The 17,194-nt window shown below is 46.8% G+C and carries 16 protein-coding genes; 10 read left to right on the top strand and 6 right to left on the bottom strand.

What is annotated here, in order from left to right; all coding sequences use genetic code 11:
- Positions 1-95 precede the first annotated feature (95 nt).
- Positions 96-272 carry a hypothetical protein gene (locus tag ACT6R0_RS06155; protein ID WP_444652207.1) on the top strand — a complete coding sequence of 59 codons (177 nt, stop codon included), beginning with the start codon at positions 96-98 and terminating at the stop codon, positions 270-272.
- A 125-nt stretch (positions 273-397) separates the two neighbouring features.
- Positions 398-1,864, top strand: a complete 1,467-nt coding sequence (locus ACT6R0_RS06160; RefSeq protein WP_444652208.1) for a tetratricopeptide repeat protein — start codon at positions 398-400, stop codon at positions 1,862-1,864.
- Positions 1,865-1,870: 6 nt separating this feature from the next.
- Here ACT6R0_RS06160 and ACT6R0_RS06165 read toward each other — a convergent pair whose 3' ends face one another.
- Both ACT6R0_RS06165 and ACT6R0_RS06170 read right to left on the bottom strand, forming a co-directional pair.
- Complete coding sequence (locus tag ACT6R0_RS06165; protein WP_444652209.1) at positions 1,871-2,104, bottom strand: hypothetical protein; 234 nt, start codon at positions 2,102-2,104, stop codon at positions 1,871-1,873.
- A 75-nt stretch (positions 2,105-2,179) separates the two neighbouring features.
- Positions 2,180-3,340, bottom strand: coding sequence for a THUMP domain-containing class I SAM-dependent RNA methyltransferase (locus ACT6R0_RS06170; RefSeq protein WP_444652210.1), 1,161 nt, complete (start codon positions 3,338-3,340; stop codon positions 2,180-2,182).
- Positions 3,341-3,523: 183 nt separating this feature from the next.
- On the opposite strand from ACT6R0_RS06170, the gene ACT6R0_RS06175 reads away from it, so the two are divergent.
- From ACT6R0_RS06175 to ACT6R0_RS06210, 8 genes are all read left to right on the top strand, one after another.
- Positions 3,524-4,255 (top strand): class I SAM-dependent DNA methyltransferase, encoded by a 732-nt coding sequence (locus ACT6R0_RS06175; protein WP_444652211.1) that lies wholly within the window; start codon positions 3,524-3,526, stop codon positions 4,253-4,255.
- A 2-nt stretch (positions 4,256-4,257) separates the two neighbouring features.
- A complete protein-coding gene (locus ACT6R0_RS06180) occupies positions 4,258-4,989 on the top strand; it encodes a ZIP family metal transporter (RefSeq protein ID WP_444652212.1) in 732 nt (243 codons plus the stop codon).
- 17 nt (positions 4,990-5,006) lie between these two features.
- Complete coding sequence (gene murQ / locus ACT6R0_RS06185; RefSeq protein ID WP_444652213.1) at positions 5,007-5,822, top strand: N-acetylmuramic acid 6-phosphate etherase; 816 nt, start codon at positions 5,007-5,009, stop codon at positions 5,820-5,822.
- Positions 5,809-6,036 carry a DUF6095 family protein gene (locus ACT6R0_RS06190; RefSeq protein ID WP_444652214.1) on the top strand — a complete coding sequence of 76 codons (228 nt, stop codon included), beginning with the start codon at positions 5,809-5,811 and terminating at the stop codon, positions 6,034-6,036. The genes murQ and ACT6R0_RS06190 overlap by 14 nt, the downstream gene beginning before the upstream one ends.
- Complete coding sequence (locus tag ACT6R0_RS06195) at positions 6,026-6,400, top strand: DNA topoisomerase IV (protein ID WP_444652215.1); 375 nt, start codon at positions 6,026-6,028, stop codon at positions 6,398-6,400. The genes ACT6R0_RS06190 and ACT6R0_RS06195 overlap by 11 nt, the downstream gene beginning before the upstream one ends.
- An 83-nt stretch (positions 6,401-6,483) precedes the next feature.
- The gene (locus ACT6R0_RS06200; protein WP_444652216.1) at positions 6,484-7,260 is read left to right on the top strand and encodes a TerC family protein; all 777 of its coding nucleotides are present in this window, start codon (positions 6,484-6,486) and stop codon (positions 7,258-7,260) included.
- Positions 7,261-7,472: 212 nt separating this feature from the next.
- Complete coding sequence (locus tag ACT6R0_RS06205; protein ID WP_444652217.1) at positions 7,473-8,945, top strand: hypothetical protein; 1,473 nt, start codon at positions 7,473-7,475, stop codon at positions 8,943-8,945.
- Positions 8,946-9,013: 68 nt separating this feature from the next.
- Entirely contained in the window at positions 9,014-10,789 is a 1,776-nt protein-coding gene (locus ACT6R0_RS06210) for a cytochrome c peroxidase (RefSeq protein ID WP_444652218.1), read from the top strand.
- A gap of 88 nt (positions 10,790-10,877) precedes the next feature.
- On the opposite strand, the gene ACT6R0_RS06215 is transcribed toward ACT6R0_RS06210, so the two are convergent.
- The 4 genes from ACT6R0_RS06215 to ACT6R0_RS06230 all read right to left on the bottom strand — a co-directional run bounded on the left by ACT6R0_RS06215 (position 10,878) and on the right by ACT6R0_RS06230 (position 17,188).
- The gene (locus ACT6R0_RS06215; protein ID WP_444652219.1) at positions 10,878-13,520 is read right to left on the bottom strand and encodes a DNA gyrase/topoisomerase IV subunit A; all 2,643 of its coding nucleotides are present in this window, start codon (positions 13,518-13,520) and stop codon (positions 10,878-10,880) included.
- A gap of 6 nt (positions 13,521-13,526) precedes the next feature.
- Positions 13,527-14,042 carry a hypothetical protein gene (locus ACT6R0_RS06220; RefSeq protein ID WP_444652220.1) on the bottom strand — a complete coding sequence of 172 codons (516 nt, stop codon included), beginning with the start codon at positions 14,040-14,042 and terminating at the stop codon, positions 13,527-13,529.
- On the bottom strand, positions 14,029-15,879 hold the full coding sequence (locus tag ACT6R0_RS06225; RefSeq protein WP_444652221.1) for a DNA topoisomerase IV subunit B: 1,851 nt from the start codon (positions 15,877-15,879) through the stop codon (positions 14,029-14,031). Before ACT6R0_RS06225 ends, ACT6R0_RS06220 begins: the two co-directional genes overlap by 14 nt.
- A gap of 343 nt (positions 15,880-16,222) precedes the next feature.
- Positions 16,223-17,188: a transglutaminase domain-containing protein gene (locus ACT6R0_RS06230; protein ID WP_444652222.1), complete on the bottom strand. Its 966-nt coding sequence runs from the start codon at positions 17,186-17,188 to the stop codon at positions 16,223-16,225.
- Positions 17,189-17,194: the final 6 nt, after the last annotated feature.

Below are 17,194 nucleotides of genomic sequence, written 5' to 3' on the forward strand. Positions count from 1 at the left end.
TCGGCCTTTATTTTTTCAATATATACATTTTATTAAAATGCATTTAAATTAAAACCATAAATAATAACCGCCTTAGGGCATAAATCGATCACACCATGAAAAAAAGTGTTTATGTATTCGGGTTCTTAGCGAGCTTCCTGCTTAGTTCAGGGATCATGTTCAAAATGATGCACTGGCCATCGGCCAACATCCAGATCTTTATTGGGTTCCTTGTACTTAACTTTGCATTCCTGCCGGTATATTTTTACCAAAAGGCAAGAACAGCACAGTAAGTACTGTTTTCTTTTAATGAGTTAGTTAATAAAGGGGCTTCGGCTCCTTTTTATTTTTATGCTCTACACTCAAAAGCAGAAGCACATCTCGTTTTTATTTATATTTGAGACCAAACCAACTACCTATGAAAAAGATACTGCTCTCTGCAGCCTTGCTGTTCACGCTTTGTGGGTCTTCACAAGACCTGAAACGAAAAGTTTTTGACTACGCATCCATGAAAGAAAATAATGGTGTCTGCTCCTCTTCGGCCGACGAAGGGTCACAAAAAGCGTTTAACTTGCTGTCAGGGAACAATAGTAAGGCAGCCGTAGCCATAGCCAAAGCCCAATACGAAAGTGATAAAAGTTGCCCGGGCGTTTATGAAAGCTATGGATATGCACTCTTTCGCAGTGGCGAGTGGATGGATGGGGTCGCGGTCGTGGAGGAAGGTATCCAAAAATTTGGAGGTGTGCCATCGCTGATAAAAAGGCGTAGCGACATGAGCCTTGAAATGTTCCAGTTGGGCACAGGCGCGAAGAACATAGACGGTAATTCGGTATATAAAGCAAAAAACAGCGAACTTCCGTATGATGAGGAACAATTCAAGTCCGAGAACCTGCGGTCTGCCACCCTCGATCTCGAATACCTGAGCAGCCTTTACCCAAATGACGAAAACACTTTCTACCTTGGAAAGATCTATCAAATGCAGGGGCAATTCGACAGATCGAACGCCAAATTTGAAACGCTTACCGACAGCGACAGTTACAATGTAGCTGCCCGGTACAATATTGCCGATAACTACCTTCGTCAAAATAATTATACCGAGGCCGAAAAGAGATTCCTGGAAGTGCTGAACGACAACCCCGGACAGCCTGAAATTTACAGTAAACTGGCAGAAGTGGTCGAGGCATCGGGCAACAAAGCCAAAAAGTCCGAATACGGGCAAATGTCCCAATACTATCGCTACATGCCCGACTTTACTGCAATGGAATATTCGCAGGAAAATTATGATCTTCTGATGTTTTTTGGCGGAAATGAAAAGACCGCTAAGGAAAAAATGGACAGGCTTAAGCAGATAAAAAAGGCAAAAAACGATGCCTACACGATCGATGTATGCCTGATGGTGCTAAAGCTGCATGAAAACCATGGCAACGGGGTAGAGGAAAATGCCGCTGATATTTTAACCGGCATAGGAAAACCGGCATTGGAAAAAGTGCATTTACTTTTTAAGTCGGATGTTTCTACATGTACGATAACCAACCTTGCCGGTATCATGGCAAAGTTGAAGGATGAAAGCTCATGGGAGCTAATGGCAGAATACCTGCCATACATAGCCCAAATGCCATCGACCCTCATACCACCCGCGCTGCCTGAAAAAATGGTGGAGTTCGACCGCGACCGTGGCGTTCGCGAGATCCTGAAAGTGGTAAAAGGGCTTCTGTCAGAAACAGCAGTACCTAATGACGATCCACTTGCCGACCTGGCCGGATTTTCGCAATACGTGTACTACATGCCATTGGAAAAGATAGACCGTAAGAAAGTGCTTGCCATGGCAAGGGAACTCAAGTACACCGACACTGAGATCGCTAAACTTACTGAAAAATTAAAGTAAGAAGTATTATTTTACCTCCTTGACGCCTTTTATGAAAAGCCATTTCATGAATATCTTATGCTCGCCCTGCACTTTTATGGCCTGGAACTTTGGCGCCAGTATGGTGGTAGCCACAGCTGCCGTAAACGGTATCCAAAAACCGGTAAGGCCGGTAAACTCCTGTATCAGGTAGCTTAGCAAAAGGAAAAAGGGCAGGAAGCCCAGAAAGTTATATAATAATGCTTTTGCAGTTTTGCTCATGTTCGTATATTTTGCGGCTTCCAAATTTACATTTGATAGAAGCCCGATCTGAATTATGAAATCTAAAGCCTGAAATTACTCCGACTGGAATTTGGCTCTTTTGCTCCCTTCATACATCTCGTATTTTACCAGCCTGGCTTCGAGCTTGCCGTTAAAAAGCTTGATCTTACGAGATGGCTTGAGGCCTACATATTTTAGTGCCTCAAGGTTAGCCGTGATGAACCATGCGTTCGTTCCCGGATAACTCTGTTTTAGCGTGTCGCCTATCTCACGGTAAAAACGCTCCATATCAATATCAAGCCTTTCGCCGTATGGCGGATTGAATACCATGTGAAGAGGGCCGCGCGTCTCTTTTTCTGTCTCGAAGAAATTAAGCTGCTCAACGGTCACATATTCATCAAGGTTGGCGTTGATGATGTTATCCTTGGCTTTATTAACTGCAGATGGTGCTTTGTCGTAGCCCTTTATGCTATAGTGGAATTCCTTGGTCTTTTTCATCAGGGAGTCAACTATCATATCGAACAGGTCATTGTCCCAGTCGTTCCATTTCTCAAAACCGAATTCCTTGCGGTTGATGTTCGCCGGGATGTTGCAGGCGATCATCGCCGCTTCGGCTAAAATGGTACCACTGCCGCACATTGGATCAAGGAAGTCGCCCTGCCCGTCCCATCCGGAAAGCAGCAGCATACCCGCGGCAAGCACCTCATTAATAGGAGCAATGTTGGTTGCCGTACGGTAACCGCGGTGGTGCAGCGAATCGCCCGAAGTATCCAGAGCCACAGAGCATTGGTCAGAATGGATGTGAAGGTTGATACGCACATCGGGATGGTCCTTATCAATATTCGGCCTTTTGCCATAACGCTCCCTAAACTGGTCTACAACAGCGTCCTTAGCCTTTAACGCAACGAACTGCGAATGGTTAAAATGATCGGAATGCAGTGTCACATCGATAACGAACGATTGACCCGCATTGAGGTATTTGGACCAATCCACCCCCATGATGCCCTTGTAAAGGCTTTGCTCATTGTAAGCACGGAAATGGTATATAGGTTTAAGGATCTTGAGGGCGGTACGCAGGCTCAGGTTGGCCTTGTACATGAAGCCCTTGTCTCCTTTAAAGCTTACCATCCTTACCCCCTGCTCCACGTCCTGGGCGCCTAATATGTGCAGTTCCTTCGCCAGTATCTCTTCAAAACCGAAGAAGGTTTTGGCGATCATTTTAAAATTGTCTTCCATCCTGTGATAATTGGCTGCAAATTTAGGGTATTTTTCATTCTTAGCCTGCTAAACGTTTTGAAAGGTTATCACAGTAAGGCCAACTATATTAAAAATTAGTGAAATTCCATCCTGAACAAATAGCACCACGCCCCAAAATATAGTAAATTTGCCGTTCTATAAATCCTTATCGCTTCGGCTGCTATGCATCAAGAGAAAAAAAAATGGTTTGCTTCCTGGTTCGATACACCCTATTACCACATTTTGTACAAGGATCGGGACTATGAAGAGGCTCAGCTCTTTATGGATAACCTGACCAATTACCTTAACCTCCCCGAAGACGCTAAGATACTTGACCTTGCCTGTGGCAAAGGCCGCCATTCGGTATACCTGAATAAACTCGGATATGACGTGACCGGCGCCGACCTTTCGGAGAACAGCATTACCGAAGCTTCGAAAGACAGCAACGACAAGCTGCACTTCATGGTGCACGACATGCGCGAGCCTTTCGACCAGAAATTCGATGCGATATTCAATCTGTTTACCAGCTTTGGCTACTTTGAGGATGATTCCGATAATGTAAAGACCCTCAAGGCAATGTGCGCCAGCCTGAACGAATATGGCTTTGGCGTGATCGATTTTATGAATGCGAATTACGTTATCAACAACCTTGTGCCGGAAGAGGTAAAAACGGTTGACGGTATCGACTTCCACATCAAGCGCTACGTGAAAGACGGCCACATTGTTAAGGAGATCGACTTTGAAGCCTGCGGCGAGCAGCTCCACTTTACCGAGCGCGTACAAGCCCTTACGCTGGAAGATTTTGAGAAGATGATGGATGAGGCAGGCATCTACCTGCTGGACATTTTTGGCGACTACAAGCTCCGTAAATTCTTTAAGAACGAGTCGGAGCGTTTAATAATGATCTTTAAGTAATCATGATATATCTATTACCCTTATTATCAGTCATACTGGGCTACGGAATGGCGTTGATCTTGAAGCCCAGCAACAAAAAAAGCCTTAAACTTTTGCTTGCGTTCAGCGGTGCATTTTTATTGTCGCTCACTGTAATGCATCTTTTGCCGGAAGTGTACGAAAGTTCACTACATGGACATGAGGGACACGACCACGGGCATGAGCACGGCCATAACCACATCATAGGCATTTACATCATGGGGGGGATCGTGTTCCAGATCATTCTGGAATATTTTTCCAAAGGCGCTGAGCATGGGCACGTACATGCCTCTTCGCACGACCATGACCACGAGCACTCAAACTCAATGCCGTGGCTGCTGTTCATTAGCCTGTGCATCCACGCGCTGCTGGAAGGCATGCCGGTAAGCCACCATCACGACCTTGCCTGGGGCATTGCCATACACCACTTCCCTATCGCTATCATCCTTACGGCATTCTTCATGAACTCGGGGCTCAACAAAACAGCCATATTTCTGTTCATGATCGCTTTTGCCGCCATGACGCCACTGGGAACCCTGGCTTCGGGGCAATTGCATTTCATCAGCCATTACTATACAGAGATATCAGCCATTGTAGTGGGAATACTTTTCCACATATCATCCACCATCATATTCGAGAGCAGCGAAGGGCATAAATTCAATCTTGCCAAGCTGCTGGTCATCATCCTTGGGGTGGTAATGGCCTATTTTCTATAAACCTTAGCCAAAAACCTATGTCGTTTACACGCACAACTGAACAATCTTCTAACTACGAGCATCTTGAAAAAATGTCCGTAAATGAGTTGCTTGCCAACATTAACAATGAAGACAAGACCGTTCCGCTTGCTGTGGAAAAGGCACTTCCGCAAATAGAAAAACTGGTAACGAGAACCGTAGAGCAACTAAATGCCGGCGGACGATTATTTTACCTGGGCGCAGGTACCAGCGGAAGGCTGGGCATTGTAGACGCGTCAGAATGCCCGCCTACATTTGGTGTGCAGTTCGACCTCGTTATCGGTCTCATTGCCGGTGGTGACAGTGCCATACGTAAAGCAGTTGAATTTGCCGAGGATGATGATGAGCAGGGCTGGGCCGACCTTCAGGTTTGGAACATCAACGAGAATGATATAGTGATAGGCATCGCGGCATCGGGCACAACGCCTTATGTCATCGCCGCACTGGAAAAATGTAACCTAAATAACATTCCTACGGGTTGCATTACCTGCAATGCCGGAAGCCCGTTGGGGGCAGTAGCCAATTATCCTGTAGAAGTCGTAGTAGGGCCTGAATTCGTAACAGGAAGTTCGCGCATGAAAGCCGGTACAGCACAAAAATTTGTGCTCAACATGCTGTCTACCGCTACCATGATACAGTTGGGCCATGTTAAGGGGAACAAGATGGTCGACATGCAGCTAAGCAACCACAAGCTGGTAGGCCGCGGCGTGCAAATGATAGTGGAAGAGCTTGGCATACCGCAGGACGAAGCAGCCGCACTACTCGATGAACATCAAAACGTAAGAAAAGCCATAGAAGCCTATGCCAACCGATAAGAAAACACTCATGAGGGGGTTGCGTTACCTTAGCGGTGCGCTTCCGTTGCTGTTTATGGGGCCCGTCGTCATACACAATGCGTTCATGAATAAGGAACACCCGTTCTTCAAGATGGTGCTGGGCATTGGCATTGCTTTTTGCATCATAGCCATATTGCTGATGATACAGGGATTGCGTACGATAATGAAAAGCCTTTTTGACAATGAAAAATAGTATTTACATCCTTTTGGCAGGTTTTGCATTGACCGGATGCTACGAGCAGGAACGCAATTGTGCGGGGTTTAAAACCGGAAAGTTCCGTGCGGAATTTGAGGTAGACGGCAAAAAGCATGTTTCTGAATTTGAGCGTACAGAGACCCTTGAAATTGAGACCATCAATGGCAAGGTTGATTCTACTTCCATTCGTTGGGTGAACGACTGCGAATACATAGGGCGTAAAGTAAACCCTAAGAATATGCAGGAGGAAAAGGCAGTACAGATAAAGATACTTTCGACAACGGAAGATTCGTATTCTTTTGAATTCTCCCTTGTGGGCGATGCCAACAAGCAGAAAGGCACGGTTACAAGGATCAGATAATTATAGCATTATTTCCTTACAAATAGCTAAAACTAATAACGGTTTGAAGTTTTTTCGATAATTTAGGTGCTAAATCACCTGAAATGGAATTCCTCTCCGATCCCGATACGTGGATATCGCTGCTTACCCTTACTTTCCTTGAGATCGTACTGGGGATCGACAACATTATATTCATTTCTATAGTTACCGGAAAGCTGCCCGTGAAAGACCGTAAAAGGGCGACGCGGATCGGACTGTTCATTGCCATGTTCATGCGTATCGCGCTGTTGTTCGGCATATCGCTGCTCATCGCAATGAAGGAGCCGGTATTTGGTTTTGACTGGGGCTGGTTCAGCGCCGACTTTAGCGGGCAGGCATTGATACTGCTGGCAGGCGGGTTATTCCTCATTTATAAAAGCACCCGGGAGATACATGAAAAGGTTGACCACAAAGGCGAGAAAGAACAAAAGCTTAGTGGCAAGGCTGCAAGATCGTTCAGCAACATCATCATGCAGATACTCCTCATCGACCTCATATTTTCTGTCGATTCCATCCTTACCGCTGTAGGCATGACCAACGGGCTTGAAGGTGCTTTGTACATCATGATAACAGCCGTGATCATATCCGTAGTAGTAATGATGCTGTTCGCTGTTCCTGTTGGCAATTTTGTAAACGCTAATCCATCCATACAGATACTCGGGCTGGCATTCCTGATACTTATCGGCTTCATGCTGATCACCGAAAGCATGCACCTGTCGGACGCGGAGCTGGCGGGGCAAAAAGTAGGCGCAGTACCGAAAGGCTATCTGTATTTTGCCATTGCATTTTCGCTGGGCGTAGAGATGCTGAACATGAAAATGAGGAAAAACAAGGCCGCTTAATGTCTTTTTTTATACGGTCTCTGAAAGCCAGCACTATGATCTGTCGATCCGAAAAGAGCTGAAAAAAAGTTCATCTTACGTTTAAATTTTAGAGAACTTTATTTTACACTCCTAACCTTTTGATGACTTAAAATTAAACGGCAGGATCATTTTGCCTAAGGACAACTTAACTGTTGAAGGGTACTTTTGCTACAAACAAAAACTACTTCAACATGACACAATTCAACAAATTCACGCTGCTTGGGGCGGTGTGCGCTGCGCTCGTATCCTGCAACGAGGATGACAGCAACTCAAAGTCGGTGAACAAGGACATTGACTTCTCCAACCATTCATCAGTACCTGCGTTCGTGTTTCCTATGCCTGGTTTTGAAGATATGGAGATCAGCAGCCTTATCAGCTCAAGTGACGTGCTTTCGCAATCCCCATCATTCGTATTCGCCGGCCAGCCTGATGGTGCGGGCTTCATGAAAGACCCGAACAGCGATGGTTACATCATGATCAATAACCATGAGATATCACAGTCGGTATCAAGGGTATTCCTTGACAAAACGTTCAAACCGGTAAAAGGTGAGTATATCGTGAACAGCCTTGGCGGAATGACAAGGCTATGTTCTGCTACGCTTGCCACTCCCGGCATCCATGGATTTGGGCCGGTTTTCCTTACTGCGGGCGAAAGCGGCGAAGAGAGCATGGTACATGGCATTGACCCAATGGGAAGCGTTGGGGAGGCCGGAAGGACAGACAGGGTGCTACCTGCATTGGGTAAAGCGAGCATGGAAAATGCGGTACCGCTTCCCAAAGGCGTTTACTCCGGAAAAACGATAATATTCATAGGCGAAGACCAGTCGTACGGATCATCGCACGCCAGTGCCGGGCAGCTGATCATGTACATGAGCAACACCCTTGGCGACCTGCAAAACGGTAAATTGTATGCCCTGAAAAGGAATGATGGCAACCAGGTGGAGATGACCATGCAAAAAGGCTCATCGTATGACGTGAACTTTGTAGAGATACCAAATGCTAAAAACCTTACCGGCGCTGTTATCAACACTACCGTGAATGGCCTTGGCGCCATCCGTTTCTCGAGGGTTGAGGACGTTGACTACGGCAAAGGCAGTAAAGCCAACAATAGGGAGATCTACTTCACGGCTACAGGACAGGCTTCGTCCAACCAGCCGGTTGAGGGATACACCATGTGGGGCCGTGTGTACCACCTGACCATGGATGCCAACGACCCGCTGAAAGGGAAGCTTGAGGTAGTTGTGGAAGGCGATTCTACTCCGGGTACAGGAATCATCAACCCGGATAACCTTTGCGTTACCGAGAACTTCGTATACATCCAGGAAGATGGCGACAGTTACTACACTGCCGCACAGCACGACTCGTATATATGGCAATACAACATTCGCACAAAAGTGAACAAGCCGTGGCTTAATATGAACCATAAAAGGAATGACCCAACATGGGTAGCGGCGTATAACCAAACAGGCGAAACACGCCTTGGATGCTGGGAATTCGGAGCGATGAACGACATATCTGACCTGATAGGCGTTCCCGGCACATTTGCAGTGAACATCCACCCGCACACTTGGCAAAAAGATGCTTTCAGGAATGCTGACGGTAGTGGTAACAGCACTAATAAAGAAGGCGGCCAGGTGGTGATCATCAGGAACGTAGAGCAATAAACCAACCAATTATTTTCATGATACCGCAACCCTTTTTCACAAAAGGGTTGCTTTTTATTATTATGTATATGAGATATTTTTTATCCCTGATAGTAACCTTTTTAGCGCTCACAAGCTGTCAGAAGGAAAACCGATATACTGTTTCTGTAAAAAGTACGGTACTGGCGGAGGCAGACAGCCTTTTAACGGCTACGAAGCAGTTTTCAGAATTGGCAAATAAGTCAAACGATACTAAAGCATTACAAGCCAAATTCATGCAATGCCGTGTGCTATACAAAAGATCGGAATGGGCAATAGAATACTTTATCCCCGATGTGGCGCGCTTTATCAATGGCCCGGCTCTCGACGAGCTGGAACTGGAGGAGAACAGGGAATTCCCGCCCCATGGCTTCCAGGTGATCGAGGAACTGCTTTTCCCTGAATTCGACCCAAAAACAAGGGGCGAACTTGTACGGGAGATCAATACGCTGGCATCCAACATCATGATCTGCCAAAAGCACCTCGATGCCGTGACCATGAGCAACGACTATGTAATGGATGCCGCCAAGCTACAGGTATACCGCATCATTACACTGGGCATTACCGGGTTCGACTCGCCTGTAGCGTTGGCCTCGGTACCCGAAGCAAAGGCCTCACTCGAATACCTCCCGCAACTGGTAGGGATGATCGGAACCGGCACTACTACCGATCCCATTAAGGATCAGATCGCTGCACTTGCCAAAAAAGCCGCGAAGTACTGTGCGGTCAACAACGACTTCAACACGTTCGATCGCGCGGTTTTCATTTTAGAGTACCTAAACCCCATTTCCAAAAAGCTTTCGGAATTGCAAAAGGCTGCCAACATTCCGTATGTGAACCGCACTAACGCGCTCAGGGCAAATGCCGTGACACTGTTCGACGAAAATGCCTTTGATGTAGATGCGTTCATTCCTTCACCGGAATATGAATTCTCAAAAGAAAAGGCCGCTTTGGGCGAAAAGCTGTTTTACGACACCATGCTTTCCGGTGACAATACCCGTAGCTGCGCCTCATGCCACAGTCCTGAAAAAGCCTTTACCGACGGCATCAAAACCAGCACCAGCCTTTCCGGAAGCAGCCTGAGGCGCAATACCCCTACACTTACCTATGCCTCATTGCAGCACGGGCAATTTTGGGACCTGCGCCAGCCCGACCTGGAAAAACAGAGCATGGATGTTGTCAGCAATGCCGATGAAATGCACGGCTCAATGGCCAATATTGCCAAGAAAGTAGCCGGCAGTGAAGAGTATAAAAAATTATTCGTTTCAGCCTTTGGTAAGGGAGACGCCAGGGAATGGCAGATACAGAACGCCATTGCGAGCTACATCCGAACCCTCAACAAGTTCAATTCCCGTTTTGACAAGTACATGCGTGGGGATGTAAAGGCGCTTACTGCGAATGAGATAAACGGAATGAACCTTTTCATGGGCAAGGCCAAATGCGCTACCTGTCATTTCACTCCGATATTCAACGGGACGGTACCGCCATCCTTCAGCAAAACGGAGCATGAAGTAGTAGGCACACCTGCCGATACCAAAGGGACAAAATTAAGCGATGATACCGGGCGCTATATTTACAACAAAATGCCCCAACTGAAGAATGCCTACAAAACACCGGGACTGCGAAATGTCGCGAAAACAGCGCCCTACATGCATAATGGTGTATACGATACACTTGAAGAAGTGGTCGATTTTTATAATAAAGGTGGTGGTGCCGGGTTGGGATTGCCTGTAGATAACCAGACATTGCCTTTTGATAAGCTAAGCCTTACACAACAGGAAATGGATGACATCGTGGCATTCATGAAAACGCTAACGGATGAATAAAAAAAACGGTCTGTCATTGACCGCTTTGTCATTTCTCGACTCCACTGCGTTTCGCTCGAAATGACAAAGCGGTTATAACAGCCCATTATTATTCCAGTGATAATGTTATCTGTCCGTCATCTTCAAGTGTGATGGTGGTATTTTCATCCGTAATGTCAAGCCCCTCCTTCACTTCCGGTTCCGGGGTTTCCTCAACCGGCTCTTCATACGGCAATGGTTCCAGCAGGCTTATCTGCTTCACCTTGTCGGCGGTAAGCTGGTTGCCCAATGCCTTAATGCCTTTTACGGCAATGAAATTCTCCAGGTCAACAGTAAGGGTCTCCTTCTGTACACCTTTTACCTTAGCAAAAATTACTTCGGCTACAGGTCGATAGTCAGTAGAGACGATCTCAAGTTGTGATTTCTCGTGTTCGGTTATAAATGTTTCTTCCTTATTTTCGTTCTCCACAAGGAAACGCTTTACATAGTAGCGCTCTTTTTCGCCGTCGAAATAAATGGCGGAAACCGGCTTTTTTGGGTTCCACTTTTCGAGCACGATCATGCCGTGGTCAAAGTGTGTGGTCAGTTCCGGGATAATGGTTTTTACCTTGCCCGACTGGTTGATGATGAGCAGCCTGTCATTCGGGCGGAACTCTCCCAGCAGCTCACCCCTGCCATCTACATTGAGGCGGTGTACGGTATCGTCGAACCATATCCTGCGCGGTTTGAGGGTCGAGATACCTTTCTCCTTAAGCTCGATCTTCTTTATCGGGTATTTGGTTACCAGGTTTCCTTTTGATGCACGGCCCTTAATTGCCATGGTTGCGAAATCAAGGTCAAATTTCAGCTTTTTCACACTGCCCACCTGGCGTAACAATACCGTAATTACTTCGGCCTCGCCATTAGGGTTATCTGAAAAATAAAGAACCATCGAGTCTTTTGTCCCGGCGGTAAGGTCGTATGGCTTATCACGGGTAACGCCCGATACGTTGAACCTTTTTATATACGATGGCCCCGACTTACCGTCGCGGTATATCATGTTGTAAATAGTGCGCTTATCATTCTTATCGAATACTGCTACATGTATGATGTCCTTGCCTACAAAGGTCTTAACATCCACTTTCGTAATGACCATGCTGCCGTCCCGAAGGAATACGATCACATCATCAATATCTGAACAGTCGGCTACATATTCATCTTTCTTTAAGCCTGTACCTACAAAGCCTTCCTCACGGTTTACGTAAAGCTTAGTATTGCGCAGTACCACTTTAGTAGCTTCAATATTATCAAAGCTGCGGAGTTCTGTTTTTCGCTCGCGGCCTTTTCCATATACGTCTTTTAGTCTTTGGAAAAAAGCAATGGCAAAATCGATGATGTGTGCCAAATGGTGCTTTACCTGCTCGATCTCGCCTTCCAGTGATTCTATCTTCTGCTGGGCCTTATCAATGTCAAATTTGGAAATGCGCTTGATACGGATCTCCGTAAGGCGTACGATATCATCCTCGGTTACGGCGCGCTTAAGATGTTTTGTGAATGGCTTCAATCCTTCGTCAATGGCCTTGATCACACCCTCCCAGGTCTCTTCCTCTTCAATGAGGCGGTAGATCCTGTTCTCAATGAAAATACGCTCAAGTGACTGGAAATGCCATGATTCCTCAAGTTCCTGAAGTTCGATCTCCAATTCGCTCCTCAACAATTCTACGGTGCGGTCTGTGGAGATCTTAAGCATGTCGCTTACTCCAACAAATCGCGGCTTATGGTCTTCAATTACGCAGCCTAATGGCGCTACCGAGGTTTCGCAAGCTGTAAAGGCGAACAATGCATCGATGGTCTTATCGGGCGATACACCCGGCGGCAGGTGGATAAGTATTTCCACATCAGCGGCGGTGTTGTCCTCAATTTTCTTAACTTTTATCTTGCCCTTTTCATTGGCTTTCAGAATACTCTCGATAAGCGATCCTGTATTGGTGCTGAATGGTATCTGGGTAATTACCAACGTGCTCTTGTCCAATTGCGAGATCTTAGCACGCACACGAACACGGCCTCCGCGCATCCCGTCGTTATAGTTGGAAACGTCGGCAATACCGGCAGTGGGGAAATCAGGGTACAGCGTGAACGGTTTTCCTTTAAGTATCTTTATCGAAGCATCAATAAGCTCGTTGAAGTTGTGCGGCAGTACTTTCGTGGAAAGACCTACAGCAATACCCTCCGCGCCCTGTGCCAACAGCAATGGGAACTTTACCGGAAGGTTAATGGGCTCATTGCGGCGGCCATCGTAGGATAGCTGCCACGGCGTGATCTTTGGGCTGTACAGTACTTCTAAGGCAAACTTAGACAGCCGTGCCTCGATGTAACGCGAAGCGGCCGCGCCATCGCCGGTAAGGATGTTTCCCCAGTTACCCTGTGTGTCGATAAGGAGTTCCTTCTGGCCTATCTGAACCATAGCGTCGCCAATGCTCGCATCGCCGTGCGGGTGGTACTGCATTGTATGCCCTACCACGTTGGCCACTTTGTTGTAGCGGCCATCGTCCAGCTCGCGCAGGGAGTGCATGATGCGGCGCTGTACGGGTTTGAATCCGTCCTCAATGGCGGGAACGGCACGCTCCAGGATAACGTATGACGCATAGTCCAGGAACCAGTCCTTGTACATGCCGGTTACCTTGGTAATGGTATCCTGTGGATCGGCGTTTCCGTCCCTCTCGTAAAAATGCTCCCCTTCAAAGGAGTTTATATTTTCTTCGTCTTCGTTCATTTATTCTCAAAAATATTTTATTCCGGCACTTTTGAAAACCGGATATAATGTTCCAACACTTGTCATGGTGTATTTAAAGTCATTATTTGATGCCTGGCCTACCGCACAACCGAAACAAATTTCGTAAGCATAAATTATTTCCGAATTCGTGTTATAGAAAACAACAGCATGACGAGGGTCGAAACAAGCTGCACTTTCAGAGTTCGGAGTTGGTGTAAAAAAAGCTTTGAACAAATCCTTTGTCAACTTTTCATTCAACACAACTCTTTCCTTCACATGAGTTGTATCAAATAAAAGCTTCTTATCCTCAACAATCCTATTCGAATATCTCCTTATAGTATCCCAATCATTCCTGTTTTCATAAGATAAAAGCTCTATCTTCTCCGTTTCCGCAAAAGGAAAAGTCTCTTCCATTTTGGGGAGCTTTACTTCTTTTTGGACAACAGCTTTCTCTTCAGCGTTTTTACAGCTGAATAATGAAAATACTGCGGCAACAATTATTAAAAAACTACTCCACCGCATCCAGCTCTACTTTCAGGTTATTAATAATAAACTGCTGCCTGTCTGGGGTGTTCTTGCCCATGTAAAATTCGAGCAGGTTTTGTATGGAGGTCGCACTGTCCAGCTGTACCGGATCAAGGCGTATCTCCTGGCCTATGAAGTGCTTGAACTCGTCCGGCGATATCTCACCCAGTCCCTTAAATCGCGTAATCTCCGGCTTGCCCGAGAGCTTTTGGATGGCATTGCGGCGCTCCTCCTCGCTGTAGCAATATATGGTTTCTTTTTTGTTACGCACACGAAACAGCGGGGTTTGCAGGATGTACAGGTGATTCTCCTTGATGAGCTCAGGGAAGAACTGCAGAAAGAACGTGATGAGCAGCAGGCGGATGTGCATGCCGTCAACGTCGGCATCCGTAGCGATCACGATGTTGTTGTAGCGCAGGTTCTCCATTTCCTCCTCAATGTCCAGTGCGGCCTGCAGAAGGTTGAATTCCTCGTTCTCATAAACAATTTTTTTGCTCATGCCATACGAGTTCAGCGGCTTACCCCGAAGGCTGAACACCGCCTGGGTATTCACGTCCCTCGACTTTGTTATCGAACCCGAAGCCGAGTCACCCTCTGTAATGAAAAGCGTACTCTCGAGGCTTCGCGGGTTCTTGGCATCGGTAAGGTGAACGCGGCAATCCCGAAGCTTTTTGTTGTGCAACGAGGCTTTCTTGGCCCTGTCCCTTGCGAGCTTGCGGATGCCCGAAAGCTCCTTGCGCTCACGCTCAGCCTGTAGTATTTTCTTTAGCAGCGCGTCTGCCGTTTCGGGGTTGCGGTGCAGGAAATTGTCTAGTTTGGTCTTTATGAAGTCATTCACAAATGTACGTACCGACGGCGCGTTAGGCCCCATGTCAGTCGACCCCAGCTTGGTCTTTGTCTGCGATTCGAATACCGGCTCCTCCACCTTTACGCTGATCGCGCTCACGATGGATTTACGGATGTCCGAAGCCTCAAAATTCTTATTGTAAAATTCCTTTATCGTCCGCACAATGGCCTCACGGAAAGCACCTAAATGCGTACCGCCCTGCGTAGTGTTCTGCCCATTCACGAACGAGTAATATTCCTCGCTGTACTGGGTCTTGCTATGCGTCATGGCGATCTCTATGTCGTCGTCCTTCAGGTGGATGATGTCATAAATGCGGTCATCTTCGGCAATGGTCTCGCCCAAAAGGTCCTTAAGCCCGTTCTCGCTAAAGTATTTTTCACCATTGTAAATTATCGTCAGCCCCGTATTGAGGTAACAATAATTTTTGAGCATCTTGATGATGTACTCGTTACGGTACTTGTAATTTTTAAAGATGGTTTCGTCAGCTGTAAAGGTCACTTTCGTGCCCTTGCGCTTAGTGGTTTCTGCCTGGTCTTCCTCGCTGGTCAGTTCTCCGGCAGAGAACTCGGCAGCCTTAATGATGCCATCGCGCACCGACTCCACACGGAAGTAATTTGATAACGCATTCACTGCCTTGGTACCTACACCGTTCAAACCTACCGATTTCTTAAAAGCTTTGGAATCGTACTTGCCGCCTGTGTTCATTTTCGACACTACATCCACAACCTTGCCCAGCGGAATGCCCCGGCCAAAGTCGCGCACGCTTACGGTCTTGTCCTTCAGCGTTACCTCTATGGTTTTGCCCGTGCCCATCACGAATTCATCGATGGAGTTGTCAATAACCTCTTTTATAAGTATGTAGATGCCGTCGTCCGGAGATGAGCCGTCGCCCAGCTTACCTATGTACATACCCGGACGCATCCGGATGTGCTCCTTCCAGTCGAGTGAACGGATATTGTCTTCAGTGTACTGATCCTGCTCCAGCATAAAATTTTATGGATTTTGTGCTAATATAGCGCAAATGCACAAAAAATGAAAGCAGGCAGGCAGAAACTTATTAAAAGGGTCTTAACAATTGAAGGCTAAATTTAGCAGGCTCATTTACAGCCACACTGTCATTGCGAGCGAAGGAACGGAGCACGGCAATCCTTACTCCGTTGCACAAAGTTTGGTATTTAGAAAGATCGCTTCGTCGTGCCTCATCGCGATGACGGATGCATTAGAGAAATCTCAAGATATTTTCCGTAATTCCTTGATATTTCTCCACTCCGCTGCGCTACGGTCGAAACCTAACGAAGTGGTTCAGCGAAGCTAAATGACAGGATCCGGATTACCTGATCCTATACGCCGCCACCGATTTCTGGTTGATGTATATCGTCAGCACGCCGTTGGAATTACGGTCTAAAGGTATACTGAATTCAGATACACTTCCTGTAGTAACAGGCTTCGCATCCTTGAAAACTTTTTCTTTACTAAAGGCATAATGCACCTTGTCACCAGGCTGTAAATTCTTTATTTTGAAAGGGATGTAGGCCGACGACTGGTTGGTGAACGTACCGCCATCAGGGGTTACGAACTCATAGCCACCCATAAGGTAGTTGCCGTAGTACAAAGGCAGTTCGGCAAAGTCCTTTTCCGTTTTTGTGGTCAGCAGCCATTTTTTATCATCCGGGAAATGGTTCAGGAAGAATACCTCCGGGTCGGTAAAAAAGTATTTGTCGTTGAAGCGGAAACCAAACTGCGGCTTTTCGCCCGTTACCGTTCCGGCCGCCCATGTGGTATCGAGCAGCTTCCACTCCCCACCAATTTTTACAGCATTCCACGCATGGTCACTGGCACCGGGAGCGGCACCAATGTGCGCGGGATGCGACTTTGACGTACCCGTGATGATCACCGGTTCCAGCCCCGCTTTTTCGGCAACGATGAGGAATAATGTTGCATAGCCCTGGCAAACGCCTTTTTTTGTTTTAAGGGTCTTTTGGGCTAGGTCCTCCTTGAATTTCTTTTCCTTGGCTTCCTTTTCCGCCTGTGTCTTGAACGAATAGGCCACAGGGCGCTCGTTAACGTCAAAGGCCGCCAGGTCGTATTTTATATGGGTAGCGATCCATGTGAATATCGCACGTGCCTTTTCATCCTCGCGCTTGAAGTCGGTATTCACTTTTGCGGCAAATTTATCAGTGTCTGCAAAGTCGGGGTAGCCTTTTACAGTGGCATCAACTTTTGCAAAATCCTGAGCAAATAGTACGCCGGTTGCCAACAAAAGGAATATTGTGAATAGGTTGTGTATTTTTTTCATGTGTGT

This window comes from Flavobacterium sp., assembly GCF_052437795.1.
Classification (GTDB): domain Bacteria; phylum Bacteroidota; class Bacteroidia; order Flavobacteriales; family Flavobacteriaceae; genus Flavobacterium.

Excerpts from the sequence above, each read along its gene's own strand:
- ACT6R0_RS06155 (WP_444652207.1), top strand. The coding sequence starts at position 96 with ATGAAAAAAAGTGTTTATGTATTCGGGTTCTTAGCGAGCTTCCTGCTT.
- ACT6R0_RS06160 (WP_444652208.1), top strand. The coding sequence starts at position 398 with ATGAAAAAGATACTGCTCTCTGCAGCCTTGCTGTTCACGCTTTGTGGG.
- ACT6R0_RS06165 (WP_444652209.1), bottom strand. The coding sequence starts at position 2,104 with ATGAGCAAAACTGCAAAAGCATTATTATATAACTTTCTGGGCTTCCTG.
- ACT6R0_RS06170 (WP_444652210.1), bottom strand. The coding sequence starts at position 3,340 with ATGGAAGACAATTTTAAAATGATCGCCAAAACCTTCTTCGGTTTTGAA.
- ACT6R0_RS06175 (WP_444652211.1), top strand. The coding sequence starts at position 3,524 with ATGCATCAAGAGAAAAAAAAATGGTTTGCTTCCTGGTTCGATACACCC.
- ACT6R0_RS06180 (WP_444652212.1), top strand. The coding sequence starts at position 4,258 with ATGATATATCTATTACCCTTATTATCAGTCATACTGGGCTACGGAATG.
- murQ (WP_444652213.1), top strand. The coding sequence starts at position 5,007 with ATGTCGTTTACACGCACAACTGAACAATCTTCTAACTACGAGCATCTT.
- ACT6R0_RS06190 (WP_444652214.1), top strand. The coding sequence starts at position 5,809 with ATGCCAACCGATAAGAAAACACTCATGAGGGGGTTGCGTTACCTTAGC.
- ACT6R0_RS06195 (WP_444652215.1), top strand. The coding sequence starts at position 6,026 with ATGAAAAATAGTATTTACATCCTTTTGGCAGGTTTTGCATTGACCGGA.
- ACT6R0_RS06200 (WP_444652216.1), top strand. The coding sequence starts at position 6,484 with ATGGAATTCCTCTCCGATCCCGATACGTGGATATCGCTGCTTACCCTT.
- ACT6R0_RS06205 (WP_444652217.1), top strand. The coding sequence starts at position 7,473 with ATGACACAATTCAACAAATTCACGCTGCTTGGGGCGGTGTGCGCTGCG.
- ACT6R0_RS06210 (WP_444652218.1), top strand. The coding sequence starts at position 9,014 with ATGAGATATTTTTTATCCCTGATAGTAACCTTTTTAGCGCTCACAAGC.
- ACT6R0_RS06215 (WP_444652219.1), bottom strand. The coding sequence starts at position 13,520 with ATGAACGAAGACGAAGAAAATATAAACTCCTTTGAAGGGGAGCATTTT.
- ACT6R0_RS06220 (WP_444652220.1), bottom strand. The coding sequence starts at position 14,042 with ATGCGGTGGAGTAGTTTTTTAATAATTGTTGCCGCAGTATTTTCATTA.
- ACT6R0_RS06225 (WP_444652221.1), bottom strand. The coding sequence starts at position 15,879 with ATGCTGGAGCAGGATCAGTACACTGAAGACAATATCCGTTCACTCGAC.
- ACT6R0_RS06230 (WP_444652222.1), bottom strand. The coding sequence starts at position 17,188 with ATGAAAAAAATACACAACCTATTCACAATATTCCTTTTGTTGGCAACC.